This window comes from Bacillus paralicheniformis, from assembly GCF_002993925.1.
Classification (GTDB): domain Bacteria; phylum Bacillota; class Bacilli; order Bacillales; family Bacillaceae; genus Bacillus; species Bacillus paralicheniformis.
This window is the reverse complement of record NZ_CP023665.1, coordinates 226,633-251,456: the sequence shown is the minus strand read 5'-3', so window position 1 is coordinate 251,456 and position 24,824 is coordinate 226,633. Positions and strand designations below refer to the sequence as shown.

Sequence of the window (24,824 nt, the reverse complement as noted above, 5' to 3'; positions counted from 1 at the left end):
TAACATTACTTTTTGTCATTTGACGCAGTGGTTGCCGACGTAGGTTTGGAAGCAGAAGCACCTTTTACAACAATATCCTCAGCTTCAACATACCAATTCAGATTAGCAAATGTTCTACCCGTTGTACTACTTGATGCAGCAGCACTAGCTCTAATCTTCGGATTTTTCAATTCAACATCAGCAAATGCAGGAATCTCTTTTAAATCAACATACCCCGGGATTGTTACCTCGACTTGACCACCTTGTACAGCGGAAGCCAGATTATAAATTCTTGATTCTAATTCATCTGTTCTTTCTCCGTTCACATAAGCATAACGCTCACGATTTAGCCCCATAAATTTCATTTCTCCAAAAGTCATATTGATATCCGGTACGATAAAGTTTAAATTCATTTTCATTTCCCCATTTCTTTTAGTTTTATTTTTTTCATTTATAAGATCAATTTTTGAATTCGCTCCGGTTCTGATTCCATCATGGCGCTTCTCAGTCGCTATTGGCTCATAAGCCCCTCATGGCAACCTAGTAGGCTATTTATAGCCATCAAGCTGTTTACAGCTATCTCGCACGCTTGTTCTAGCCTGCTACAGTATTTAAAGTGATTACTGTACATCACCAAATACTCACGCATGACTTTTCATCAAAAATGCCGTATAATGAAGGTGTCTAGGTCTTCATGGCGTTCTTGATGATTTAATCGTCAAGGCGCTTTCTTTGTCTATATGTAATTTTCAAAGAGCAACACTCCATTAATGAATTACCGGAACACTTGAAATATGCGAATCTCTAAAAATGATCACTCGTGGTTTTCCACCATGTAAGATTGGCCCCTCATCAATTACCGGAAACCTAAAAACTTCCTTCGGTTTTCCTTCATCGTAGAAACACCGCATAAACCAGTCATAAAATTCTTGGTATTCTTCGACTAACTTTTCATCCATAGCCCTTTGAATCACTTGTGCTAAAGCTAAAGTAACAGGTTCTCTATGGTCTTCAAATTTTTTCAAATGATAATTAAACTCTTCGATTAACGTCAAATCACCACCACCTTTATTTTTGTCGAGCCGTTATAGTGGTATAAATTCACACTATGATTAGCCCTTTAATGAAGCAATGTCTTTTCTGCCAACACCGTAATGTTTACAAATCCTTCGATAAGATACCCCCTTTCTAAGAAGAGCATTTACATTTTCAAGAGATAAAGGCTTGTTAAAATAATGTTTTACAATTACAGTGTTTAAAGCCATTTTCATTCTCACTGTCCAATTACCTTCCATTTCCCTTGCTAAAGAAACTGCACTTTTCATAAACAAATGAGTATCCTTTCTATTCACCTTTCAGACCACCCCATTTCTTTGTTTACCTTTATACATGTACCGATCATCAAATTTGGATTTATTAACACGCCCTTTTAAAGTCTTATAACCTTCCTCCTCCATTTCTTCATTCAAGCCGCGGATAATCTTATAAGCTTTCGCTCGTGAAACACCCAGAATAATTTGTACATCACCCACGGTATAGAACTCCTTCATATAATCCTCCTTTCTTTGAAAAATGCTCAACCCTTTGTGGTTATCTTTATTATAACTCCACGATTCGGAGATGTAAACAAAAAAATGAACATTTCGGAGATTTTTTTATAAAAAATGCAAAAATAAACTACCCATAGAAAATTTCAGAACAATATTAACCCACCCAATTCGGAGAGTCAATGAGTATTTGTACACTTTTCGTTCTTTTCTTTTCATATATGAGAAAAAGCCAGCAATTGCTGATATTATATAAGTAACTCAACTTTTTGTGGAATGGATGATTAAAATGACACTAGGAGAAAGATTGAAAAAAGCTCGAATTAGAACCGGATTGAATCAAAAAGAAGCAGCAGAAAAAGTTAACTCCACTGAAAAAACAATTTCTAATTATGAAAGAAATTACAGAACGCCTGATCCAGAAACATTAAGAAAGTTAAGCGAAGTTTATGATGTGTCAACTGATTATTTATTAGGCCGTAAACCACATACACCTTCAAAATTAGATGAGACTGTAAATGAGGCACTAGAGGAATTAAGAAACGAAGAAACTTTATTATTTATGAAAAATGATGAGGATATTGATGAAGAAACTGCTCGATTAATCAAACAAGCATTAATTAATGGCATAAAATATGTGGATGCAATGAAAAAGAAAGAGTAGTTCATATCCATATATCAAATAACACCATATAGAAAGAGTGATCCTTATCTATACCTCAAAAAACATTAAGCACAAGGCCGAAAAGGTTATCCAAGATAATGGAACAAATGACGTTTTCGAAATCTGCGAAAACCTAAAAATAATCATATTAAAAGAGAATTTGGGATGTGTTCACGGATTTCTCCAATATTACAAGGAAGAGAATGAATACATTATCCATGTGAACAAAAAGTCAAAACTCCCCCATATCATTATTGCACATGAATTAGGACACTATTTTCTCCATAAAAATTTAAACACATTCCAAATGGAAAAATGCTCCCTCGTCTTAGGAGCTAAACTTGAACACCAAGCAAACATTTTCGCCTCCGAAATTCTAATCACTGACAAAATGTTAATGGATGAAATGCCAAGAATAAAAAATTGGACATATAAACAAATAGCGTCTTTTTTCAAAGTCCCATTATTCGTTATTGAACAGAAAATCTCTCAAATAACCCTTTTTCATCAAAATTCGACATCACTAACAGAACAAAGAAAAATAGCTAGGTTCGCCTAAAACATTCCAAGGAATTATTCGGCTATTTTTTTGGTATGCTATATAGAGTGCCAAAAAATCCATTCTAAGAAAGAAGGTGATTCCATGCCCACTAACAATAAACCCAATAGATTAATCGCCGAGAAGTCTCCTTACTTACTTCAACATGCTTACAATCCTGTGAATTGGCTCCCTTGGGGGGAAGAAGCATTTGAAAAAGCGAAACGCGAGAACAAGCCTGTTCTTGTATCTATTGGGTATAGCTAGCTTGGGTAGCTATACGCACATGTCATTGGTGCCATGTCATGGCTCATGAAAGCTTCGAAGATGAAGAAGTTGCGAAGCTCCTGAATGAAAAATTCGTCTCTATTAAAGTGGACCGCGAAGAGCGGCCTGATGTGGATTCAATTTATATGACGATCTGCCAGATGATGACGGGGCAGGGCGGCTGGCCGCTGAACGTGTTTTTAACGCCTGATCAGAAGCCGTTTTATGCGGGTACATATTTTCCGAAGACGAGCAGGTTTAACCGGCCGGGGTTTGTTGAAGTGGTGAAGCAGCTTTCCGATACTTTTGCGAACAACCGGGAACATGTTGAGGATATTGCTGAAAAAGCCGCCAACAACCTGAGAATCAAAGCGAAAAGCGATGCCGGCGATTCGCTCGGCGAAGACATGTTGAGACGGACGTATCAACAGCTGATCAACAGCTTCGATGCGGCGTACGGCGGTTTCGGAAGCGCACCGAAATTTCCGATCCCCCATATGCTGGCATTTCTGCTTCGCTATCATCAATACAGCGGCGAGGAGAACGCGCTGTACAGCGTGACGAAAACGTTGGACAGCATGGCGAACGGCGGCATTTACGATCATGTCGGCTACGGGTTCGCCCGCTATTCGACAGACGACGAATGGCTCGTTCCCCACTTTGAAAAAATGCTTTACGATAATGCTTTATTGCTGATCGCATATACTGAAGCCTATCAAATCACGAAAAACGAACGGTATAAACAGATTTCCGAGCAGATCATCACATTTGTCCGCCGCGAAATGACCGATGACAAAGGCGCTTTTTATTCAGCGCTTGATGCCGACACAGAAGGCGTGGAAGGCAAATATTATGTGTGGTCAAAAGACGAAGTCCTCGAAACGCTCGGGGATGAACTAGGCGAATTGTATTGCGCTGTTTACAACATCACGCAAGAAGGGAATTTTGAAGGCCACAATATCCCAAATTTGATCTACACCAGGCTGGAAAACATCAAGGATGAATTCGCGCTGACAGATGAAGAGCTTCAGAACAAGCTTGAAGAAGCGAGAATAAAACTTTTTGAAAAACGGCAGGAAAGAACGTATCCCCATGTCGACGACAAAGTGCTGACATCTTGGAACGCTCTGATGATCGCGGCTCTTGCCAAAGCGGCGAAAGTCTACAATGCGCCCGAATACTTGGAGATGTCGCGAGCTGCAGTCGCGTTCATCGAGAATAAATTGATTCAAGACGGACGCGTCATGGTCCGCTACCGTGACGGCGAGGTGAAACATAAAGGGTTTATCGATGACTACGCCTTCCTGCTGTGGGCCTACATCGAATTGTATGAAGCATCACTTGATTTAACCGATTTGCGAAAAGCCAAAAAGCTCGCAGAGGACATGACGGGGCTGTTCTGGGATGAAGAGCACGGGGGTTTTTATTTTACGGGAACAGATGCCGAGGCTTTGATCGTGCGGGATAAAGAAGTATACGACGGCGCCCTCCCGTCCGGAAACGGCGTCCTGGCCGTGCAGCTGTCTCGGCTTGGTCGGTTGACTGGCGATTTAACGCTCCATGATCAAGCGGCAAAAATGTTTTCTGCATTCAATGGAGATGTCTCCGCTTATCCGAGCGGCCATACAAACTTTCTCCAAGGCCTGTTGAGCCATGTCATGCCGCAAAAAGAAATCGTTGTGCTCGGAAAGCGCCATGACCCGGACAGACAGAAGATCGTAAGCACTTTACAGCAGGCTTTCCAGCCGAATTACGCCGTCCTCGCCGCAGAATCGCCTGACGATTTCAAAGGGATTGCCGACTTTGCGGCCGAATACAAAGCAGTCGATAACAAAACGACTGTCTATATTTGTGAAAACTTCGCCTGCAGACAGCCGACGACGAATATAGACGAAGCGCTCGATCAGTTGGTTTAAACGGATGCCATCATGGGAATAACATCTGCAAACACCTAATCAGAAAGGGGTTATGACCATGAAGCAAAAGAATCTGATCTCAGGTCTCGCCGTTGCCGCCGGAGTCACCGCATATATGCTCAAAGACGAAACAAGAAGACAAAAACTGAAATCGCACTTGCAAAGCGTCAAAGAAAAGATCCCTTACTTTTCGGAAAAACACAACGTAGATTCATTCCCGGTTGAAAAAGCAGGCCATCCGTCTCCGCATGATATCGAAGATAACAAAATGGTATCGGAAGGATCCATGTACCCTGTTCAATACTACGATGAAAAGAAAAAATAGCGATGCATGAGCTGTCATATTTATGGCAGCTTTTCTGCTGCCGTGTAAAAACTGCAAGCGGATGATAGATATCAAAAAATCCAAAAATAAAAGCCGCCCGTCGGCAGCCTCTTCAAACCTTATATTTTATTTTCATAGCAATAATGATTGACAAGCTCTTCAATTAAATCATGTTCTGGAAACTCTCCGTGAAACTCAAAGGGAATCTCCTCGACAAACCGGCCGCGCCGGTATACATGGATGGCGCCGTTTTGTCTGGTCACGCTGTATTCCGGTTCAAACGTGTATCCGTTCCGCTCTATTGCACCCATTGTTCATGCCCGCCTTTCAAAACAACAGTTCATACACTTCGTTTAATTCTCTTGTTCGTTTATGGTCCTGTTCATTCAGCGCATATTTCATCTCATGTTCAAGCACTTGATTCAGAAATTCCATTTCCCGCTCCTCCAAGTGCTCGACAAACTCTTCCTCATTGGCATATCGCCCGGAAACGATTTTTCTGTAAATGTTTTGTCCTATGCCGCGTTCAAGGTGATTCGACAGTGACTCACGGAGGTAGCCCAATGTTGTGTCCATGATTCAATCTCCTTTTTTACCTTATAGGTTGGGTGAATTCTTGATGATTCATGCATGAGCAGCCTAAATTTTCAATAAGAAAAAGGTGATACACCATGATGCTGTGCAGATAAAAACTTTCTCCTTCCCAGATGGTAGGCACCTAGAGCGAAGAAGACTGAACACGCAGCAATGAGAAAGACGGCTTTTCCCCCGTACAAGGCAAGCATCATTCCCCCCAGCCAAGGCCCTAAAAATTCACCGATGTTGTATAAGTTTTGCATGCCGTAATACGCGCCCTTCATATGATCCGGAGCAAGCTCGTCCAAAAGGACATTCATTGAAGGAAAACATAAAATTTCGCCGATTGTCAGAACAAACATCGAAAGCATAAAAACAATCCAGCCATTTGCGACAGAAAAACCGACATTCCCCAACATGCAAAAAACGGTTCCAATTGATATTGTTGTTAAGGATTTATACTTCTCAAATAAACGGGTGAGCGGCACTTGTAAAAGGATGACCGTCACTGCGTTTAACGTAATTAAAGTCGAAAATATTTTAACTCCGTTTGCAAAGTCGTTATTTAAATACTGCAGCAAGGTACTTTCCATTTGCGAATAGCTGAATAAAAAAAGGATGCCGCCGGCTATGTAAAATCGAAGAGCCTTGTCTTGCTTTAACGTTTTTAAAACGGAACCTGCCTGAATTTTTTCAGAAGCGGTTTTTGTCTCTTTCACCGTGATCAGCCGAATCATCATCAAGCTTAAAAGTGCAGCATAGCCAAAATAGACAAGCCCTGTGATGATAAACGGCGTTCCGGTTTTGGCAAGACCGAAATAAGTGCCCAATAAAGGTCCGACAGCGGCTCCAATATTAATGGCCAAATACCGCAAAGAGAAAATGCGGAATCTCATCTCCCGTTCCGATAACTCAGCCATCAAAGCCTTTGACACAGGTTCAAAACACGAATGGCAAAGCCCGCTTAAAATATTTAGCAATAAAAACCACATGAAATCATGGACAAGTCCAAAAAGAATGAATACAAAGCTCCAAATGAAAATGGATGAAAGCATCACTTTTTTTCTGCCGATTTTATCTGAAAGCGCTCCTCCGACTACCCCTCCTACAGTGCTTGAAAAATAGCCGAAACCGATCACAAGCCCGATGGTTCCAAAATCGGATCCCGTTTTCATATGAAGATAGAGTGCCAAAAACGGGGTTGTCATCGACTTAGCCGCCTTTGTGACAAGCGTGCCTATCAGCAAAAATCGGATCAACGGGTGAAGGCGGCTGAATACTTTAAATTGCGCAAACATCCGAAGTCTTTTCCCATTCGGTATGATCATAAAACCACGTTGCAAGCCAGCTGATGCGGCCGCTTAATTCGGCTTCTGTGTGCCCGGTAATCAAACAGCCTGCAATTGCGTCTACACTGGAAGACGAGCCGTGGAACCTGTCTCCGGCTTGAGCGAAAATATTTTGTTGCGCTAGCCAGTCTGTAGCTGGTGCCGGCTTGATTTCTTTCAGCACGCCGTCTTTTGGTGGAATCAACAGCCAGCCGCTTAGGCGGCGCGGATTGTTGTTCACCGCCGGAATATGAAAGTCCAGGCCGCATTGCGCTTTAACACACGCTTCATTGATATCAAAGCCGAAAGTCTGCGCAGTAGCTTCACGGACCATAGCGCCGCCGGTTCTGCTGGCCACTTCACAAAACACCAGTTCATCATCCGGTGTATGAAACACTTCAGCATGGAATGTTGTAATATCCGGAACAGGAAGGGCAGCAAGCGCTTTTTGAACAAAATCAGTCAACCGCCGGGTGAGCGGATTTTCCCGTTCAAGCTGGAGGCTGCCTAAAAACTGTTGTTCCTGAAAAGCTAGACATCCGTTGATATAACGCGACGGCCAGCTGAGGACAGTCTCTCCATCAAGGATCAGACCGTCTATATGATACATATCCCCTTCGATAAACGACTCAACCTCCAGATGATCAGGAAGACCTTTCGAAAGAAAATTCCACACGTCCTGCCGATCCCTTAAAACGGTTGTATCAACAGACCCCGATCCGCAAATAGGCTTAACGACCACAGGAAAACCGAAAGTTTGAACAAACGTATATAAGTCGGCCGCCGAGTCGATTTTCTTAAAGTCCGGAACCTTTACACCGGCTTTTCTGACCTGCTCTTTCATTAATATTTTGTTGCGGAACAACAGAGCGCTTTCGTAAGACTGCCCTTTTATACCCAAAAGCGACCTCAGCTTCCCCGCCCTCAACATATCAAATTCTGATGATGCAATAATCGTTTTAAAGTGATACGTTTCATTCAGCTCCAAAGCACGCATTTCGATGCATCCATTAACCGGATAATCGTCAAACGCTTCGATCACATCATAATTTCTGCATTCATCCGCACGATCGGTTGAAGTCAGCATGGCCACCGGTTCGTTCAATTCCTCCATCCATACATCATACGGAGACTTGCAATAAGCTGTTTTATTTAGGATAAGCGTACTCATAGCCGTTTCTCCTTTCTTGTAAAACATGTTGTTCAACTTTATAATAGTAAAAGTATTTAGATAACTCTAATATATCTTTATTTGATATTGATAACTTTTTTTTATAAATAGAGGTGTGAAATATGAATCTTCATGCACTGCGATTGTTCTATTCGGTCGCTGAAACAGGCAGCGTCACCCAAGCTGCCAAACAGCTAAACATCAGCCAGCCTGCCGTCACCTCGCAAATTAAGAAATTAGAACGCGAGATCGACTGTACCTTATTCGTTCCTAAAGGCAGGGGGATTCTGCTGACACAGTCCGGCGCAGAGCTTGCAAAACAGGCAAAGCGGCTGTTTTCACTTGAAAAAGAAATTGAATTGTACGTGGAACAGTTAAGGGAAGGGTCAATTGGAAAACTGCGTATTGCCGCCACCTTCCTCCCCGCCAATTATTTGCTGCCAAGATGGCTCAGCCGCTATAAACAACAATTTCCCAAGACAGAAGTTGAAATCACGACAACGAACTTTCAAAAAGCTTGTGAACAGCTGATCAACTATGAAGCGGACATTGGCCTGATCGGCGGGACAACGGAATTCGATCCTTTCATAAAAGGGACGCTGCTTTTAGAAGATGACATGCTGTTTGTCGTCAATAAAAATCATAGGCTTGCAACACAGTACACGACATTGGAAGAAGTGGTGAAAGAACCGTTTATCTTTCGTGAAGAAGGAAGTCTTTCCCGGGAGAAATTAATTTCTTTATGCACATTGCATCATGTCGACAAACCCAGAATAGGTATACAAATAAACGGATTGAATGAAACGATCAGAACGGTTATGGAAGGTTATGGAGTCGCTTTCACATCCTCTCTTGAAGTAAACGAATATATTGACCGGGGAGATATAGCGCGGGTTCATGTCGAACAAGTCGATTTAAAAAATCCTATTTCATTATGCATTAGAAGAGATGATCACCTTGCTCCTTCCGCCAGCAACTTTATTCAAATAATTCAAACGGCTTCGTATAGGCCTTAGCCGGCAAATGAAGAAACGGGTTAAAGCGCTTTAAAGGAGAGGATCATAAACAAAAAAGCTCTCGCAAAAAGCGAGAGCTTTCTTTATGATTTGATCCAGTCAAGCATCACGTTCACGATCTCCTCCTGCTGTTTAACAGCTGGGATCTTCGCGGGACGATCCCCCCTTTGTTCGCCGTACATACCAAATTGGGCGTGGTTTCCCCCTTTGATTTCCTCAAACACTGTTGTATCAGGCAGGTTCTTTCTGGAGGCTGCTGTTTTTTCTTGAGTTGAAAGGCCATCGCGTTCACCTGATATAGAAAGAACACGGTACGGCGCACTTTTTATCGATTGCGAATCAGAAGGATAGGAGGCGAGAAAATAAAGCCCGTCAATCTTATCTGGATGCTTTTTGGCGTACATGGCTGCTGCCGCACCTCCTAAAGAATGTCCCCCGAGATACCAATGATCAATATTACTGTTATCTTTTATCATTCTTTCTGCTTGATTCGGATTGAATATGGCCAAAGAAAAAGGCATGCGCGGGATAAAGACACTGTAACCATTTTGTTTCAGCTTTTCGCCGATGTAAGCATAAGCAAGCGGTTCAACTTTTGCCCCAGGATATAAAATGATCCCGGTATTTGCCCCATCCGCTTGAAAAGTGTAAACACCGTTTTTACTTTCGACTTGATCAAGGTTGATCATCTTTTTGAGTTTGTTTGATGGTTCATATGTGAAACGGCTCCACACAAAAAACGCGCTGAATAACAGAACAAAAACTGCGACTAACGAAAAAACCGCAGTTTTCAAAACCTTTCTTCGTTGCATGTTTCACCAGGCTTCCTCTGCTTGGTTTTAATTTAGCTCCCGGAAAATCCACCGCAACTCGGCCGTCGGAAGTTCAGCTTCCGCATCCTCCCTGTTGCAGTTTGCATACAAAGGTAATGGAAAACCGATTTACTCGTATCGGCAGCAATCAGGCCGAAGGTACTTTTCCATGATTTAAAATGTGCTGGAGTTCATTAAGCCTTTGAATTTGATAAGTCGGCTCAATGTCCGTATGATTCGCTGACATGTCTGGATTCATCCAGCATGTATCCAATCCGGCCAGCCGCCCCCCTTTTATGTCCGCTGTCAATGAATCCCCGATGATCAGCCCTTGATCGGCAGAAAAATGAGGAATTCGTTCAAAAACGTAATCAAAGTATTCTTTCATCGGTTTTTGAAAACCGGTGTCCTCTGAAACAAAAATCCCTTTAAACATCGGGTATAATCCCGAAGCTTGCAGACGCTTATACTGCGTTTTTGAAATACCGTTCGTCACGATATATAAATCATATTGATCCTGCAGGCTTTCAATTAATTCAAAAGCGCCGTCTATCAGTTGATGCCCTTCTTCAAGGAAGCTGCGATACTTCTCCTCAAGCAAAACGCCGTCAGCCTCTAGACCATATTCTTTGAATAAAAGGGAAAAACGCGTATTGACCACTTGGCCGCGGTCTATCTCCCCTTTTTCAAACGCACTCCATAAACCTTGATTGATACGTCTATAATTCGCTTCTATTTCAGCTGTTAAAGGAATTTGCTGTTCCTGAAAAAGCTTCCGCAGTGCTGACTTTTCCGCTGCACCGAAGTCTAATAGTGTGTCATCCACATCAAAAAATAAAGTACGATAATTTTTCACAGATGTTCCTCCATTTAGCTTTTTAACAGTCGATCTTGCTGTCCTCTATGGCCTCAAGCTCGTTTTTCAGCAAGCTCATCGTCTCTGCCTTTTCATTTTCTGTCTGAATGTCAAACGCCAGCTGCTCTGTAAACTCCCATATGTCCTCCAGTCTTCGCCTGATCTGATAAAACCGCAATGCGTTCTGATCAATTTCAAACCCTTTATGAGTCTCGCGATAAACCCGCAAAAACTCTTGTACATACGGTTGATTGGCAAAAAATATCAGATCCGCTTCAACAGGGGCCAATTTCAAGCCCTCCCAATCGATCAGAATCAATTCCCCGCCCGTTTTCATCATATTCCATCCATGAATATCTGTATGGCACAAAGCCAATCTTCTGTCGCTGCATTTCAAATCATCCGCCAGGGACAAGGCTGCCTCCATCATCTCGCGGATTGATCCGATGTAGGGTTGAATGAGTGGCGCCAGCTCACAAGGAAGGTGATCAAGCCATTGTTTCATCTCGCCTATAAACGAAATATCATAGTTTTCTTTTATTCTTTCTGTCTTCACCGGGATCGTCTCGTCATATCGGTGCAGCTCCGCTATGATGCTGGCGAGCTTCTTCGCGCAGCCTTTGCCGAGCGGCCGGCCACCAATGGTTTCCCCGGCGATGTATTCATAAAGCACATAAACCGCATCATCATCTTCGCACTTGTATTCTCCATTTTTTGTTAAAAGCGGCACAGGCAGCTTCCCGCTGAGAGCGGTGCGGTCACTCAGCCACCTGAGAACAGGCATATAATCATCAATCAGAGCCGTCCATTTCGCTGTCGATGCCCTATTTTTATCATACACTTTTAGAAAGAAAGCGGCTTTTCCATCGGTTACTTGATAAGCGAGTGCTGTCCATCCCCCTTGCTCGGGAGAAATGTTCACACTGTCGATTCCATAATGGCCCTTCAATATTTTTTTAAGACTGAACATGGCGTTCACCTCCGCAAAAAACACACTCCCGGCTCACCTGCCGGGAGTGCGGCCATCATCTGATTAGTCAATTACCTTTGCATCAGGCTTCAGCTGCTGAACGCGTCTCACGTACTGTTTGACTTTCTCGGCTTCTGCGAAAAGATATTGTTCAGCCAGATGTTCAGCGACTGCTGCCGCTGTCTCTTCAAACAGATCCCACATCTTAAACAAACTGTTCCATACACGCTCATAACCAGCTGGCGGATATGTCTCCAAAAGCCTTTCCCACGTATTTCGATCAACATAGCGATCAAGAAACTTTGCATTCTTGCCTATGCTCAGCGAAAAGCCCGTTTCAAAACCGACCTTCCATTCGAGCATTTTCAGCAGCATGGCCCTGACGAGGTTTAAATGATCGAGTGCATAAAGAATTTCCTGCCGCCACAACCCTTTGGCCACATATGTCGACGTCCACCAAAATTCATTGCAGCAGTCGGCGAAGCATTGCGGGGACGGTTTTTGCACCCAATATTCCCGATCCGTCGGCGGCGGGATAACGGGCAGGTCCTGATCCTTATCGAGCAGGATCACGGTTAATCCGTCTTCCCGGCAGTATTCCAGCTTTTCTTCAAGAGGCACAAGAATCAAATCAATGCGGCTACCGTCAGTAAATAACATCAAATAAGAAAAGCGGTTGCCAAGCTCATTCGGAAACAGCTCCATCGCTTCCGGCGTCTGCATGATGATCCGCTCCCCAAAAACGTCAACCCAGCCCGGCTCATCAAGAAAAGACTGCATATCTGTTACAACATAGACCATATCATAATCGCGAAAAGGGTCTTTCGGAACATTCGGATTCGTCCGCGAACCGTTCATACCGACCGCTCTAACGCGGTCGTCCTCCCGTGCGACCTTCAGCACCAAATCGATGATTTCCTGCTCTGTACGCATGTATATCAACCTCCTCTTTTTAATGGTTATAGAAAAACTTGATGAGGAGGTCCGCGATTACGTGGTTATATGAAATGCTCAGGAAACGTCGTCATCAATATACCCTCCCTCTTTTAACGAATGGCTTTCAGATCGTCTTCAAGGCGATCCAGCTGTGAAGAAAAGCCTTCGGCCATCCCTTTATCATGATTTGTTGAAGATCTTCCTCTCAAGAAACTGTGAACGCGTTACCAATTTACCTTTGGAGTTCTTCATATTTCTCCTCAACCACCATCTCCGGCATCTCGGGAACAGGATTCCCTTCCTCATCTGCCGAACATATCTTTTCATGGATGTCCTGATAAACGCCTTTACCAAAAGTTAATACGTCCATGAAATTACCCTGGGTCTGACTTGTGCACTCTATGCAATAATCCCATTCACCATTGAAAACCAAAAAAACAGCTTTCAGTTTTCCTCCCTTTGGCCGCCACCAGCAATTTAATATAACGAAAAAGTTCTTTTCCCAACAAAAAATTCCTATAAGCAGAGATCTTCACCTTAGAGGTTATGCTTAACCCGTCAACATCCTATTCAACATTAACAACTGCTGGGGTTACTTTTTTAAAGAATAAAACTCCGTCATACTGTTGAACCGGCTTGAAAGAAATACGCAAGCCTCCTCCCTCAAAAGCCTTCCACTTTTTTTCCCCCCACTTTGAAGCACATGGTATAAAAAAATTGGGATGGGGTGAATTGCTGAGCAGCCACTCCATGTGCTTTTTGTTAACTTTTTTGATAGGATGATCGCCTCCTTGGTTGTCACCCATTCTTCCTTCTCCCGCGTAAAGACCAATAACAAAACTGTCCTCTTTCATAAATTCCGGAAGGTTTTCTACAAATGATCGATATGGTGAAAACCGATTGACGCTGCTTTGTTTTTTGATGTGAAGGTTGTGAGCCCAAATGATAAATTTCTCATCAGGATAAACATGCTGAGATAAAAATTCAAGATTCTTCGCCATTAATTCATCACGATATTCAAACAATTTTGAAAAACCTTTTGTAAAATTCGCCTTAAAATAATTGAGTCTGTTTTTCATCGTCTGTAACACGACATCACGAAGCATAGCAGAGGGGAAAGTCTGTTTTTCAAGCTCCCTTATCAGTCCTTGGCCTATTCTTTCAATTTCTTCTACTGTTTTCCTAAAACGCCGCTTTAACATATAATCTTTATCGAGCATCTCATTTGTACGCGTATCAAATGTTACAAACGTTTTCCTGAGATCCCCTGTCAAATGCGAACGCATGTAGGAGGAAAAGTGCTTATCCATGCTCTGCTGAACATCAACGCCTGTTAAATGCAAAGGCTGCCGCTGTTGAGTTTCCTTCATATACTCAAACAAATCAAGCATAAATTCGTTTTGCCAAACTTTCCCGATGGAACCGGACATATTTTCTTTGGCACTAAGTTCTTCTGAAAGATAATTTCCTATGCTGCAATCTCCCAATTCACTTTCGAAAGCAAGAATACGAAATCCTAATTCCTGATGCAGATATTTGATCAAGCTTGCCTTCGCCTCAATATATTCTTTGACGCAATGGCTGCTTTCACCAAGAAATACAAATCTTTTATTTCGCAATATCTCTTTTAAGGAGCCGAATTTGTAACCATCAATCCCCCCAATATTAATCGACTCATCTCTTATTTCATCAAATAAATCATTCACTGTTTTAGCCTCCTCCCACAATCGCTTGGTCATTGTTTGAATTGTACAATTTGGTGTAAAACCCTTGGTTGCGAATCAATTGTAAATGGTTGCCCATCTCTTGAATCTCTCCGTCTTTTAGCACTAATATGAGATCTGCATCCTTAATCGTACTTAGCCTGTGAGCTATGACAATGCGCGTGCACTGATTGAACATCTAAATGAACCGGCCGAAAAAAGGTGTGAAAACCCTGCGCCAGCAAATGTTTTATTTACGAATCTTGACCAGCTGCCGCTCCTCAAAATAAAACATGCCGGTAATTTCATCGATGTATTTCTTTTTATCCAGTTTGACATGCTTGCCCAGCTGAAGAGCCTTTATATCAATGAAAAAGTCTAAGCGGTCGTCTTTTTCTCTGTCTTCCTCACCGTCCCAGCAAGAGTAAACTTCTATATCTTCACCCTCGGGCATATTTGAATTGATATAGCTGAATAGCGCCCTTATGTCATTTCCCGGTCTATGTAAACAGCCGGTCGCCTCATATACAAACGGCTTGCTGAATTTTGTTTTGACCATTTCGTACCCTTGATCAAGCTCAGCGATACTAATCAAACCTTCTTTTGTTTGGTCCTGGAAGCTCCCCAACGGAAGCTCCTGATCGGCTGCAATAAAATGGTGGAGTGTCAACTGTCTTCCCTCTTCTTTCCTGTATAAAAAAAGAACCCTATTAAAGGGTTCTTCAAATCGCTCATTTTTCCTGCTCAGCAGTTATTTCCGTCAAGGTCGCACTGCAAGCCGGCTGCAGGCTTTTGTTTGCTTTCTTTTTCAATCACCTGTTCAAACACTTCCCTCGCAGCGGCCCCGGCGATCCGTTCATTGCCAATGATAAATGTCGGAACGGCCGTAATGCCTGCTTCTTCGTAAGCGTGTTGGAGCGCCTTCCGCTGCACGTCCTGATATGTTCTGGAGCTTAAAGCTTCTTTAAAAGCCTGCTCATCCAGTCCGGCTTCTTTAGCCAGCGCTGTTAATACCTCGATGTCGCCAATATTTTGATCTTCCTGGAAAAACGCTTGATAAACCCGGTCATTATACGCTTTCGCTTTACCGTGTTCTTTTGCAAAGTGATAGCCTTCATGAGCCAAATCTGTATAAGGATGCGGTGAGACGTTTGGCAGCTTCATGTTGACGCCCCAAGCCTCGATTCGCGGCTTAATGGCGCCGTCCCACATTGCCAATTTTGATGGATCATTTAACGGATCAAGCTGCTCAGATGGACGCGGCCTCAGTTCGAATGGCAGCCACTCGACTTCCACATCTTTGCCTTCGATCGCTTTTTCGAATTGGTCTTTTCCGAGGAAACAGAATGGACAGACATAATCGGAATATACTTTAATATTTATCGTCATGTTTTTCTTCCTTTCTTATCATTCAATCAACTTTATGTAACAATAATAGTTACAATTATCTCTCCTGTCAATCTTTTTAGCATGAAGTTAAAATCGGCAATGATCGGGAACTTTCTGCTGTTTATATCGTAATATGATGAGTTACAGCTTGCGCCATCCACTTCTTTGACATTATATCGATAAGGAGTTTATCAAATGAAAACAGAAAACAACAATAGCATGAAACCGTTTTTCACCATGATTCTCACATCCGGCGTACCCAGGCTGGCTTTAACCGTCGGTTTGGCCGCAAGCCTCGTCACTACATTGGTCGGCCTGTCCATTCCACTGTTGACAAGGGAAATGGTTGACGGCTTTTCCGTCCATTCGATCAATCTGGCCTTAGCGGGAATCCTTGCGCTCGTTTTTATTGTTCAAGCGGTCTGCGACGGGTTTTCGACCTATTTTCTTTCCTATGCCGGGCAAAAAGTGGTCGCTTCCCTGCGCGAGCGTATGTGGTTCAAGCTGCTGCGCCTGCCTGTCCGCTACTTTGACGAAAAGACGAGCGGTGAAACCGTCAGCCGTGTTGTCAATGACACCGGCATTATTGAAAGCTTGATTTCCGACCATTTTCCGCAGTTTGTTTCCGGCATCATCACCATTGTCGGATCGGTGATCATTTTGCTGATCATGGATTGGAAAATGACACTGCTCATGCTGATCTCCGTTCCGATCACGACCTTCATCATGATCCCGCTCGGCATGAAAATGCAGCGCATCTCCAAAACGCTGCAGGATGAAACAGCTTCCTTCACCGGACATGTCCAGCAGACATTAAGCGAAATCAGATTAATGAAAGCATCAAACGCCGAGCATACAGAAAAAATGAAAGGGCTATCAGGCATTTCGAAGCTCTTTCAATACGGACTCAAGGAAGCCCGTATATTTGCGCTTGTCTCCCCGTTTATGCACCTTGTCATTATGATTGTGATCGTCGCCATCATCGGCTACGGCGGCATCCGCGTCTCTGAGGGGACGATGTCGGCAGGCTCGCTGATCGCCTTTTTGCTTTATCTGTTTCAAATCATCTTCCCGATCACATCGTTCACAATGTTTTTCACTCAGCTGCAAAAAGCAAAAGGGGCAACAGAGCGGATCATCGAGATTTTGCATACTGAAGAGGAAGAGGGCCAGGAAGGACTTGAGATGGACATCTCCAATCTGCCGATACGCGTCGAGAATGTATCTTTCTCTTATGGCGATGACGAGCCTGTCTTGCGGGAGGTATCTTTTGACGTCGATCCCGGGCAGATGATTGCATTTGTCGGTCCGAGCGGCGGCGGAAAAACGACGATGTTCGGCCTCTTGGAACGATTTTACGAACCGGACTCAGGGGTCATTAATATCGGGGAAACACCGATCAACAAGCTGTCGATGAAATCGTGGCGCAGCCAGATCGGCTACGTATCTCAAGACAGCCCGATGATGTCCGGCACCATCCGTGAGAACTTATGCTATGGCTTGGACTACGCCGACAGCATTGACGATCCAGAACTGTGGAAAGTCGCGGAAATGGCTTATGCCGACACATTTATTAAACAATTTCCAGAGCAGCTTGATACGGAAGTCGGCGAACGCGGCGTCAAGCTGTCCGGCGGACAAAGACAGCGGATCGCCATCGCTCGCGCCTTTCTGCGTGACCCAAAAATTTTAATGATGGACGAAGCGACAGCCAGCCTCGACAGCCAATCAGAAGCCATCGTCCAGCAGGCGCTTGCCCGCCTCATGGAAGGCCGCACCACCTTCGTCATCGCCCACCGGCTATCGACAATCGTGAACGCGGACCAAATTATATTTATCGAAAAAGGCGAGATCACAGGGCGGGGGCGGCACCACGAGCTGATTGCTTCGCATGCGCTGTATCGTGAGTTTGCTGAGCGGCAGTTGACATAGTTTCAAAAATATAAAAGGGTGTCCCGAACGAGGATTCGGGACACTTTAAAATTAAAATTTCACACAAAAGCTGTCAAGTATTCTCTTTTAGTCATTAAAATGAACTTATCTTTTGTATTATCCCTTTCTCGATAGAATCGGTAATTCTACCAGTACCTCCCCAGAGTTGTTGGCATTATTTCTAAGCTTCATTCTTCCATTATGCTGCTTGATTACCTTTTCGGTAAACGTTAATCCTAATCCATAATGGCTGTTATTAGTCCGTCCAAAGTTTTCAGTGTAAAAAAGCTCAGTACCTTTTTTTAGAGCTTCTTCCGAAAAACCGGGTCCTTGATCGATGATAACAAATTGAATACGGTCTTTATCCTGCTTGACGATCATTTGCACTTTTTCATGCGGCGGCGTTCTTTCTATTCCGTTTAATACAATATTATTTATTGCTCGAATAAGCAGGATTACGTCTATATAAAGGCTAGTAGCCTCTTTATGTGTCCAATCTTCGACAATGATATTATTACCCAAGCTTTTAACTTCGGCTTCCAGCTTGCACAAGAAATCGGTTACAGATACTTCTTCCATATTCGTATTGTCTTGTTTGTTGTCCAGGTTGATATCGATAACTTCCTGAATGTATCCTTCAATCTGCTGTATAGAATTCATAATGTCGCTAAAATTTTCCTTAGCATCCTCATCTCCCATTGTCTCCAAAAGTTCTATATTCCCTTTTATCACAGTCAGTGGAATTTTTATATCGTGGATTAAATAACTGATCTGTTCTGACTTTGAATTGGTAATCTCAATTTCTTTCTGAATGGATTTAACAAGTGCTTCCGATAAACTCTCCATTGCGCCCATTACATCTTTGTACTCATTAAATCGAACTCGCGGAAATTCGATATTTAAATCTCTTTCTTTTATTTTACGGGCTACTTGGATAAGCTTTTGGTTTTCTTGGACAATAATTCGAGAAAAACTTCTTATATTCCAAACTAAATAAACACAATAAATTAAAATTGAAAAAACTGATATCCATACACCAGGGTTCGGAAATACCTTTCTTAATTCAATATTTGCAAACTGGATTTTCAAGCTATAATGAATCAAAATGCTTTCATATCGACTGTCATATCTTATAAAAGAGCTCATTCTATCCTTACTAGGATGCAGATAAGCTTCTATTGATCTTTGTTTATTTCTGGAACTCATATTACTCTTTACAATTTTGTTTGTTTGCTTATTAAAAATAGTATAATCCAGTTCCGGAGGAATGATGCTGGGATCAATATAATTGGCATTTTCAACTTTACTCTGTATTTTTTCCGCTTTTTTTATCGGTTCATTTGCCGGAAGGAAAAAATGATGATTAATTCCCCAAGTCACGAATCCAATATTCAGGGTCAAAATAAACAAACCTGCAAAACCTAATTTTGTAATCCATTTAATAAAATAAACCGATAACGTATTCTTTATTCCCATATATACCCTACACCCCAGACCGTACTGATAGGGGCTAAATTGAACTGGGCAATTTTTTTCCTTATCACTCTGATATGTTCAACAACCGTTGAAATTTGAGAATCGCTTTCTATTGAATAGACAGACTCATAAATATCTTCTTTGGAAAAGATTTTCCCCTTGTGTAATGCGAGCAGTTCACAAATTTTGTATTGAGTTTTAGTAAAGTTTACTTCCTCCCCTTTCACCATTACTTTTTTTGCTTCCAAATCAATAAGGATGTCACCATCGATAAATACACTTTTTGTATCCTTTTTCGGCCTTGCTTCCCGCCTTAAATGGGCCTCAATACGTGCATTCACTTCATGAATGCTGAATGGCTTTACAATATAATCATCTCCGCCAATGGATAAACCTTTAATTATTGAAGATTCATCACTTTTGGCAGTCATAAAGATGATCGGTATATCAATTAAAGATCTAATCTTCTCACATATTTTAAATCCATCTTCATCTGGCATCATGACATCTAATAAAATGAGATTATATTTATTTAACTCCTCTATCGTGATATCTTTAATACTTTGCAAAGTTGTAACCTCATGTTTTTTTATACTCAACATTTTCCTGACCAGTCTTAGAATTGCAGCGTCATCATCAACCGCCAAGATTTTGGCCAAATTGAACCACCCTTTAATCGTTTGTTTTTTTTCCGGACCACCTATTTATCCAAACGATACTTAGAAGAATTATTCCTGTTGTCATAATTAAAAAAGAATAACCTCCCATTACAAGTGTAGAATTTCCAACCGGTTTTACACCTGTCATTTTCAAATAATCCATTACATATTCACCGAATCGGTTTGCCCAAGCCCAAGGCAGGAGCCACCAGATTTTATCTCCTATTGTGGTCAAGCACAGAGCTGCGATAATCACTCCTCCAAACCCACATATACTGCACATTCCTATCCCATAATTATAACCAACGAATTGATAGAAGAAATATTGAAAGATGGAAGTTCCTGCAAAAATTATACCTGTTAAATAGTAGAGAGTAAAGTTAACTTCACCTACTCCAATCAGGTGCTTCAGAGCTAGGGTATAGATTGATATCGTTAAAAACATCGCAGCAAAATAAGAGAATATCATCATTGTTGTTTGACTTGTGAATGAAACGGTTCTGCTCTGAATTAATCCAAGTATATTTTGAAAATGGCCTGCCTCGTTTTCAGAATCAGCCACCAGACCACAAATAATCGAAATGATGACCGGTGTACCTACTCCTATTAATTCGAAAAAAATGATATAGCTTGCTTCCGGACCTACGGGTACATTCCTGAATAAGAAGTACATCACCAAAACACCAGATAAAACGAGCGGAATGCTTAAGTGTAATAATGAAAATATACTTCGCTTTCTTTTTTTACATTCGCTAAGAAAACATCTATAAAATTGCAGCATTATTTCACCTCAAGTTTATTAAAAGACCTAACAGTAATCAATGTCAGTATGAAAAAAAATGTAAGGCTTAAAACAAGAGCAGTCGGAATAACTGAATAGCTCAGAAGTTCATCATTTTGCGGCAAAGGGATTCCATTAGAGTGTAGCTTCGTTAAAGGCATTTGCACTCTTAAATGCCAGCTGCATGGAACAAACCACCAATCTCCCGTAGGAGCAAAAACTGAACCTAAATTTAAATTAAGCATGCTATTCAACAGTAAGGTGATAAAAAGATTCGTTTTTCTAGAAAGCCACAAGCAAAACGGGATCTGCCATAGTGAAGCTATAAACATTAAGGTAACCGCTAAAATACAAGAAGAAAGTGAAACCAAATATGGACTTGTATTAACCAGCAAACTTGTTAGGATTATAAAAATTATTAACAGAAGAGACCCTAGCCCCATTAATCCAGTTGTAAATAAAACTCTGCTTATTTCCTTTTTTTGAAGATCTATTGGTAAGCCAATAATCGTTTTAAAATTCGTCGATTTTTTTTCGAGATTATTTAAAAGCCCAGTGGAAAGGGCTACGAACACGGATAGCCATAATATTCCCCAATGATTAATGATCGTTTCTACACTCAGCCTTACGATATCCGGGCCGCCTAGAAAATTAAAACCTAGTGCAAGAATGGAACATATTAGGGGTATCACCAACAACATTTTTCTAATCATTGTTCTTTTTGTTTTTATCATTTCTGATTTTAAATATAAATACATTCGGTAACCTCCTATTGGGCTCTATGCTTTCGTACAACATCTGTAAATAGATTTTCTAAGTTATCATATGAATGATATTTACCTTCATAACCGAGTATTCCATTGCTGATAATGCCGATATCATCAGCTAAATGTTCAACTTCCGATAACAAGTGGCTGGATAAAAGAACGGTCATTCCCTGCTTCGGAAATGAAGCCATCAATTCTCTTAATTCTTGAATCCCAATAGGATCCAATCCATTAGTAGGCTCATCTAAAATTAATAGCTTGGGACGATTCAAAATGGCAAGGGCAATGCCAAGTCGTTGTTTCATTCCCATAGAAAAATTCATCACTTTTTTACTTCCCGTATTTGTTAACCCAACAACTTGAAGAACCTCCTGAATTCGCTCTTTTGGCAGGCCAAGAATCGTATTTATCACCTCAAGATTTTCTATAGCAGTTAAATTCCCATAAAGCGGAGCATTTTCAATTAAAGATCCGATATAAATCAAATCTTTCCTTGTCCACTGATTTCCATTGAAAATTACCTCTCCTGATGTTTGTTTGAGCAAACCGGATATTATTTTTAGCGTCGTTGACTTACCTGCCCCGTTGGGACCCAAAAGGCCGTAAACAGTGTTCTTTCTTACATTAATTGATACACCGTTTAAAATGGTCGATTTTTTGTATTTTTTGGTTAAGTGCCTCGTTTGCAAGATATACTCATTATTCATCTTCAAATAACTCCTTTTCGTCTTTATAAATGGAGTTTAGCAATAAAAAATCAAGACTCCATCAATATCGAAAAAAACAGATGATTGATCAGTTAATCTGTTCAACCATCTGTTTAAGATGTTTTTTAAAGTTCCTGTAAATGAAGCATCTTTCTTCGAACTCTCTGGCCATATAATGTTTGGTATGCGTAAACATATAGTTTATTTTCGAAATCGCGGTCAATCTCAAACAACCTATTAAAATGCAAGTGAATGATGCTCCCCATAATGTTAATGAAATCACTCGTATGTTTATTGCTTCTGTTAATATGTTCTCTATAGACATTAATACTTTTGCTCCTATATTCTAGGATATCAATAATTTGTTTTAGGTCTTCTCTTTTTTTAGCCTTTTCCCAATTGTTATAAGAATCTAGTTCATTGATGAAATCAAACTTTTCTTGTTTGAATTCCTTTTTATGAATGTCACTGTTTTTTAAGTTTAGCTGCAAGTAATTTAATTGATTTTCAAAAGATAATCCAAAGTCAATCAAGTAGTGAAGTAAGGAAATCACTCCAACTTGTTCTTGGCTCAGACTATTTTGTTTCATGACTTTAAGAATTTCCATCACAACTAAGCTATCATGGTAGAATAAATTTTCAGCATCCTTTATCAGCACCGACCCACCATACCTGTTGATTTCAGGGAAATAAGTATTGATGGTTACTTCATAAATGATGCTCATTTTTTGTAATTCAATTATGTACTCACTCAGCTTGTCGTAAATAATCTGAAGATTGTTTGGTTCTATTGAACGAAACCTCAATCTTATATGAGGTTTTGGGTCATTGTATCTCATATAAAAAAACTTATCATAAACACTCCTATCCAGTTGTGTTGAAATGAAGTATTTCATGTATTCTATTAATTCATCTTGGCGGTCTTCAGGGCCATAGAGTTTTAAAAACAGCCATTCTTTAAAAGGAGGATAGCTAACCTGCTGATATATACTTCCATTAAAGAATTCTTTCTTACTCTTATTGTCTCTGTATTCCTCTTTTAGAACAAAAGGAATTACCGCCTCTGCTGAGAAATATTCCTCACCTAAGGTAATAGCGGGGTTTCCAGCCTCTGCTTTCTCTAAAGCAGTACTTGGAAACTTGAATAAATTCTTATACAACAAGTTGAGGTTAGTTTTTCTTGATAAATCCAATAAAATTCGATTATCAGCAAATTGAAAATAAACATTATCCGGGACTGAATAAACTCTTCTGAACTTTTGGAACTCCGCCATAAATTCTTCAATTTTTGGGGTTCTTTCAAACTGCCCTCGCAGATTTTGTAAACTCCATTTCTCATTTGAGAGAATAATATTTTCATATCGAATTTCTGGTATATGAATAAATTCTTTATAATATACACCCCATGGAGTATTACTCCATTCTAAATACTGATTTAAGGAGATATCGCTCAATAATCGAATGATATTGCTTGAAGAGCTCAGATTGAGCATATTCATTCCTGATATATTCAGCAATCTTCCATTCCGTTTATTTTTCAAATAAAACTTTTCATTGTCACATCCAACAAGAATATCAGCTAATGTTAATTCATTGTTCGGATTATATGAATTAGTAAACATTGAAAGGTTATACTCTCTCGGTGTATTGATACGGGTAACATTCGCCATTCTAATGTTTGATGGAACAAAACACAGCTCCACTTGATCGATTTCACTTTCTTTTAACTCTCTGCCTACTTCGTCCAACACTTCAGAAAATTCATCGCCCAAATAACTAAATCTTCCAAATGTTTTCCCTGCAGCAGATGAACCTATATTGGGTCCCAAATAAAGAAGATTTTCTCCGTTATTATTTTTTCTTATGATAAAATTTAATTCGAGAGAACTCGGTAACCTTTTCTCGTCTACCTTCATATTTAACTTGTTAATTTCTTCATCTGTTATGATAATAGGATGCTTATTTTCAACAGCAGCTAAATACTTATTCATAAAATATCTTTTCAAAAGGTTATGTTCTTCAGTTGTTACCGGAGTATCTTGAGCAAATCTATTTTTAGGCCTACTATAAGATGTTAAAGCACCAATTCCATTAACTTCATCTAAAACATCCGCTATTGGTACTTCAACGTAAGTTGTATTTGTTGATTGTTAATTTTGTTATCCAAAACTTGAACGATCAAATTAGAGAGTTCATTCACAAGCTTCTAACCTTACAAAATACTCCGTTGTATCTGATCGTCGGCATGTCGGTTATTATCCTATATGGATGTTCATGGCTTCTGTCGAATCATTTACAGAAATAAAGTGTTTTAAAGATAAAGAAGCTATCCAAATAAGATCGAAGCTGGATGTCCACCCATGGGAAGTCTTTAAAACTCAGGTTTATAAAAATATAAATGAAAGTATTTTAGCCTGTTTAGAGTTTCTTGATTGGGTGAATACTTCCAACTATTCAATTAAAATAAATGTAAAACACGTCAGTCCTATCTCATCCTTTTATCTCAAAT

The 24,824-nt window shown here is 40.9% G+C and carries 29 protein-coding genes and 1 pseudogene; 7 read left to right on the top strand and 23 right to left on the bottom strand.

Annotated features, from left to right (window positions below):
- Window positions 1-5 precede the first annotated feature (5 nt).
- The 4 genes from CP943_RS01460 to CP943_RS01445 form a co-directional block, all read right to left on the bottom strand.
- Window positions 6-392 carry a DUF961 family protein gene (locus CP943_RS01460; RefSeq protein ID WP_105980647.1) on the bottom strand — a complete coding sequence of 129 codons (387 nt, stop codon included), beginning with the start codon at window positions 390-392 and terminating at the stop codon, window positions 6-8.
- Window positions 393-746: 354 nt separating this feature from the next.
- Window positions 747-1,034 (bottom strand): hypothetical protein, encoded by a 288-nt coding sequence (locus tag CP943_RS01455; protein WP_076792973.1) that lies wholly within the window; start codon window positions 1,032-1,034, stop codon window positions 747-749.
- Window positions 1,035-1,091: 57 nt separating this feature from the next.
- Entirely contained in the window at window positions 1,092-1,304 is a 213-nt protein-coding gene (locus CP943_RS01450; RefSeq protein ID WP_234026570.1) for a hypothetical protein, read from the bottom strand.
- Between the two features lie 30 nt (window positions 1,305-1,334).
- Window positions 1,335-1,529, bottom strand: a complete 195-nt coding sequence (locus CP943_RS01445; protein WP_076792967.1) for an ICEBs1 excisionase — start codon at window positions 1,527-1,529, stop codon at window positions 1,335-1,337.
- A 286-nt stretch (window positions 1,530-1,815) separates the two neighbouring features.
- Between CP943_RS01445 and CP943_RS01440 the strand changes: the two genes are divergently transcribed.
- From CP943_RS01440 to CP943_RS01420, 5 genes are all read left to right on the top strand, one after another.
- The gene (locus tag CP943_RS01440) at window positions 1,816-2,190 is read left to right on the top strand and encodes a helix-turn-helix domain-containing protein (protein WP_076792964.1); all 375 of its coding nucleotides are present in this window, start codon (window positions 1,816-1,818) and stop codon (window positions 2,188-2,190) included.
- A 37-nt stretch (window positions 2,191-2,227) separates the two neighbouring features.
- Window positions 2,228-2,749, top strand: a complete 522-nt coding sequence (locus tag CP943_RS01435; RefSeq protein WP_105980646.1) for an ImmA/IrrE family metallo-endopeptidase — start codon at window positions 2,228-2,230, stop codon at window positions 2,747-2,749.
- 84 nt (window positions 2,750-2,833) lie between these two features.
- The gene (locus CP943_RS01430) at window positions 2,834-2,995 is read left to right on the top strand and encodes a DUF255 domain-containing protein (protein WP_076792961.1); all 162 of its coding nucleotides are present in this window, start codon (window positions 2,834-2,836) and stop codon (window positions 2,993-2,995) included.
- A 38-nt stretch (window positions 2,996-3,033) separates the two neighbouring features.
- Window positions 3,034-4,911, top strand: coding sequence for a thioredoxin domain-containing protein (locus tag CP943_RS01425; RefSeq protein WP_105980645.1), 1,878 nt, complete (start codon window positions 3,034-3,036; stop codon window positions 4,909-4,911).
- Window positions 4,912-4,969: 58 nt separating this feature from the next.
- The gene (locus tag CP943_RS01420; protein ID WP_039073125.1) at window positions 4,970-5,236 is read left to right on the top strand and encodes a hypothetical protein; all 267 of its coding nucleotides are present in this window, start codon (window positions 4,970-4,972) and stop codon (window positions 5,234-5,236) included.
- Window positions 5,237-5,355: 119 nt separating this feature from the next.
- Here CP943_RS01420 and CP943_RS01415 read toward each other — a convergent pair whose 3' ends face one another.
- The 4 genes from CP943_RS01415 to CP943_RS01400 all read right to left on the bottom strand — a co-directional run bounded on the left by CP943_RS01415 (window position 5,356) and on the right by CP943_RS01400 (window position 8,311).
- Complete coding sequence (locus CP943_RS01415; protein ID WP_003178500.1) at window positions 5,356-5,547, bottom strand: YbxH family protein; 192 nt, start codon at window positions 5,545-5,547, stop codon at window positions 5,356-5,358.
- Between the two features lie 16 nt (window positions 5,548-5,563).
- The gene (locus tag CP943_RS01410; protein WP_105980644.1) at window positions 5,564-5,812 is read right to left on the bottom strand and encodes a sporulation protein; all 249 of its coding nucleotides are present in this window, start codon (window positions 5,810-5,812) and stop codon (window positions 5,564-5,566) included.
- A gap of 71 nt (window positions 5,813-5,883) precedes the next feature.
- Window positions 5,884-7,110: an MDR family MFS transporter gene (locus CP943_RS01405; RefSeq protein WP_105980643.1), complete on the bottom strand. Its 1,227-nt coding sequence runs from the start codon at window positions 7,108-7,110 to the stop codon at window positions 5,884-5,886.
- Window positions 7,094-8,311 (bottom strand): ATP-grasp domain-containing protein, encoded by a 1,218-nt coding sequence (locus tag CP943_RS01400; protein ID WP_105980642.1) that lies wholly within the window; start codon window positions 8,309-8,311, stop codon window positions 7,094-7,096. Before CP943_RS01400 ends, CP943_RS01405 begins: the two co-directional genes overlap by 17 nt.
- 122 nt (window positions 8,312-8,433) lie before the next feature.
- Here CP943_RS01400 and CP943_RS01395 point away from each other — a divergent pair, with 122 nt between their 5' ends.
- Complete coding sequence (locus CP943_RS01395) at window positions 8,434-9,327, top strand: LysR family transcriptional regulator (protein ID WP_105980641.1); 894 nt, start codon at window positions 8,434-8,436, stop codon at window positions 9,325-9,327.
- An 83-nt stretch (window positions 9,328-9,410) separates the two neighbouring features.
- On the opposite strand, the gene CP943_RS01390 is transcribed toward CP943_RS01395, so the two are convergent.
- The 9 genes and pseudogenes from CP943_RS01390 to CP943_RS01350 all read right to left on the bottom strand — a co-directional run bounded on the left by CP943_RS01390 (window position 9,411) and on the right by CP943_RS01350 (window position 15,993).
- The gene (locus tag CP943_RS01390; protein ID WP_039073121.1) at window positions 9,411-10,139 is read right to left on the bottom strand and encodes an alpha/beta fold hydrolase; all 729 of its coding nucleotides are present in this window, start codon (window positions 10,137-10,139) and stop codon (window positions 9,411-9,413) included.
- Window positions 10,140-10,287: 148 nt separating this feature from the next.
- Window positions 10,288-10,995, bottom strand: a complete 708-nt coding sequence (locus CP943_RS01385) for a YjjG family noncanonical pyrimidine nucleotidase (RefSeq protein ID WP_026580432.1) — start codon at window positions 10,993-10,995, stop codon at window positions 10,288-10,290.
- 22 nt (window positions 10,996-11,017) lie between these two features.
- The gene (locus CP943_RS01380; RefSeq protein WP_023857709.1) at window positions 11,018-11,965 is read right to left on the bottom strand and encodes an aminoglycoside phosphotransferase family protein; all 948 of its coding nucleotides are present in this window, start codon (window positions 11,963-11,965) and stop codon (window positions 11,018-11,020) included.
- A 63-nt stretch (window positions 11,966-12,028) separates the two neighbouring features.
- On the bottom strand, window positions 12,029-12,898 hold the full coding sequence (locus CP943_RS01375; RefSeq protein WP_020449938.1) for an aminoglycoside 6-adenylyltransferase: 870 nt from the start codon (window positions 12,896-12,898) through the stop codon (window positions 12,029-12,031).
- A gap of 235 nt (window positions 12,899-13,133) precedes the next feature.
- Window positions 13,134-13,271, bottom strand: a complete 138-nt coding sequence (locus CP943_RS01370) for a hypothetical protein (protein WP_153247060.1) — start codon at window positions 13,269-13,271, stop codon at window positions 13,134-13,136.
- Between the two features lie 196 nt (window positions 13,272-13,467).
- Window positions 13,468-14,607, bottom strand: coding sequence for an erythromycin esterase family protein (locus tag CP943_RS01365; RefSeq protein WP_023857707.1), 1,140 nt, complete (start codon window positions 14,605-14,607; stop codon window positions 13,468-13,470).
- Window positions 14,608-14,611: 4 nt separating this feature from the next.
- Window positions 14,612-14,788 (bottom strand): annotated as a pseudogene (locus CP943_RS22915) (hypothetical protein); the annotation flags it as partial.
- Between the two features lie 66 nt (window positions 14,789-14,854).
- Complete coding sequence (locus CP943_RS01355; RefSeq protein WP_023857706.1) at window positions 14,855-15,274, bottom strand: hypothetical protein; 420 nt, start codon at window positions 15,272-15,274, stop codon at window positions 14,855-14,857.
- Between the two features lie 74 nt (window positions 15,275-15,348).
- Window positions 15,349-15,993 (bottom strand): DsbA family oxidoreductase, encoded by a 645-nt coding sequence (locus tag CP943_RS01350; protein WP_095292716.1) that lies wholly within the window; start codon window positions 15,991-15,993, stop codon window positions 15,349-15,351.
- A gap of 195 nt (window positions 15,994-16,188) precedes the next feature.
- Between CP943_RS01350 and CP943_RS01345 the strand changes: the two genes are divergently transcribed.
- Window positions 16,189-17,925: an ABC transporter ATP-binding protein gene (locus CP943_RS01345; RefSeq protein ID WP_105980640.1), complete on the top strand. Its 1,737-nt coding sequence runs from the start codon at window positions 16,189-16,191 to the stop codon at window positions 17,923-17,925.
- 117 nt (window positions 17,926-18,042) lie between these two features.
- On the opposite strand, the gene CP943_RS01340 is transcribed toward CP943_RS01345, so the two are convergent.
- The 6 genes from CP943_RS01340 to CP943_RS01315 all read right to left on the bottom strand — a co-directional run bounded on the left by CP943_RS01340 (window position 18,043) and on the right by CP943_RS01315 (window position 24,402).
- Complete coding sequence (locus CP943_RS01340; protein ID WP_023857703.1) at window positions 18,043-19,401, bottom strand: sensor histidine kinase; 1,359 nt, start codon at window positions 19,399-19,401, stop codon at window positions 18,043-18,045.
- Complete coding sequence (locus tag CP943_RS01335) at window positions 19,392-20,060, bottom strand: response regulator transcription factor (RefSeq protein ID WP_023857702.1); 669 nt, start codon at window positions 20,058-20,060, stop codon at window positions 19,392-19,394. The genes CP943_RS01340 and CP943_RS01335 overlap by 10 nt, the downstream gene beginning before the upstream one ends.
- 13 nt (window positions 20,061-20,073) lie before the next feature.
- Complete coding sequence (locus tag CP943_RS01330) at window positions 20,074-20,841, bottom strand: lantibiotic immunity ABC transporter MutG family permease subunit (RefSeq protein ID WP_105980639.1); 768 nt, start codon at window positions 20,839-20,841, stop codon at window positions 20,074-20,076.
- A complete protein-coding gene (locus CP943_RS01325; protein WP_105980638.1) occupies window positions 20,841-21,599 on the bottom strand; it encodes a lantibiotic immunity ABC transporter MutE/EpiE family permease subunit in 759 nt (252 codons plus the stop codon). Before CP943_RS01325 ends, CP943_RS01330 begins: the two co-directional genes overlap by 1 nt.
- Before the next feature lie 11 nt (window positions 21,600-21,610).
- Window positions 21,611-22,315, bottom strand: a complete 705-nt coding sequence (locus CP943_RS01320) for a lantibiotic protection ABC transporter ATP-binding protein (RefSeq protein WP_023857699.1) — start codon at window positions 22,313-22,315, stop codon at window positions 21,611-21,613.
- Between the two features lie 125 nt (window positions 22,316-22,440).
- A complete protein-coding gene (locus CP943_RS01315) occupies window positions 22,441-24,402 on the bottom strand; it encodes a lantibiotic dehydratase (protein WP_230368423.1) in 1,962 nt (653 codons plus the stop codon).
- Window positions 24,403-24,824 lie beyond the last annotated feature (422 nt).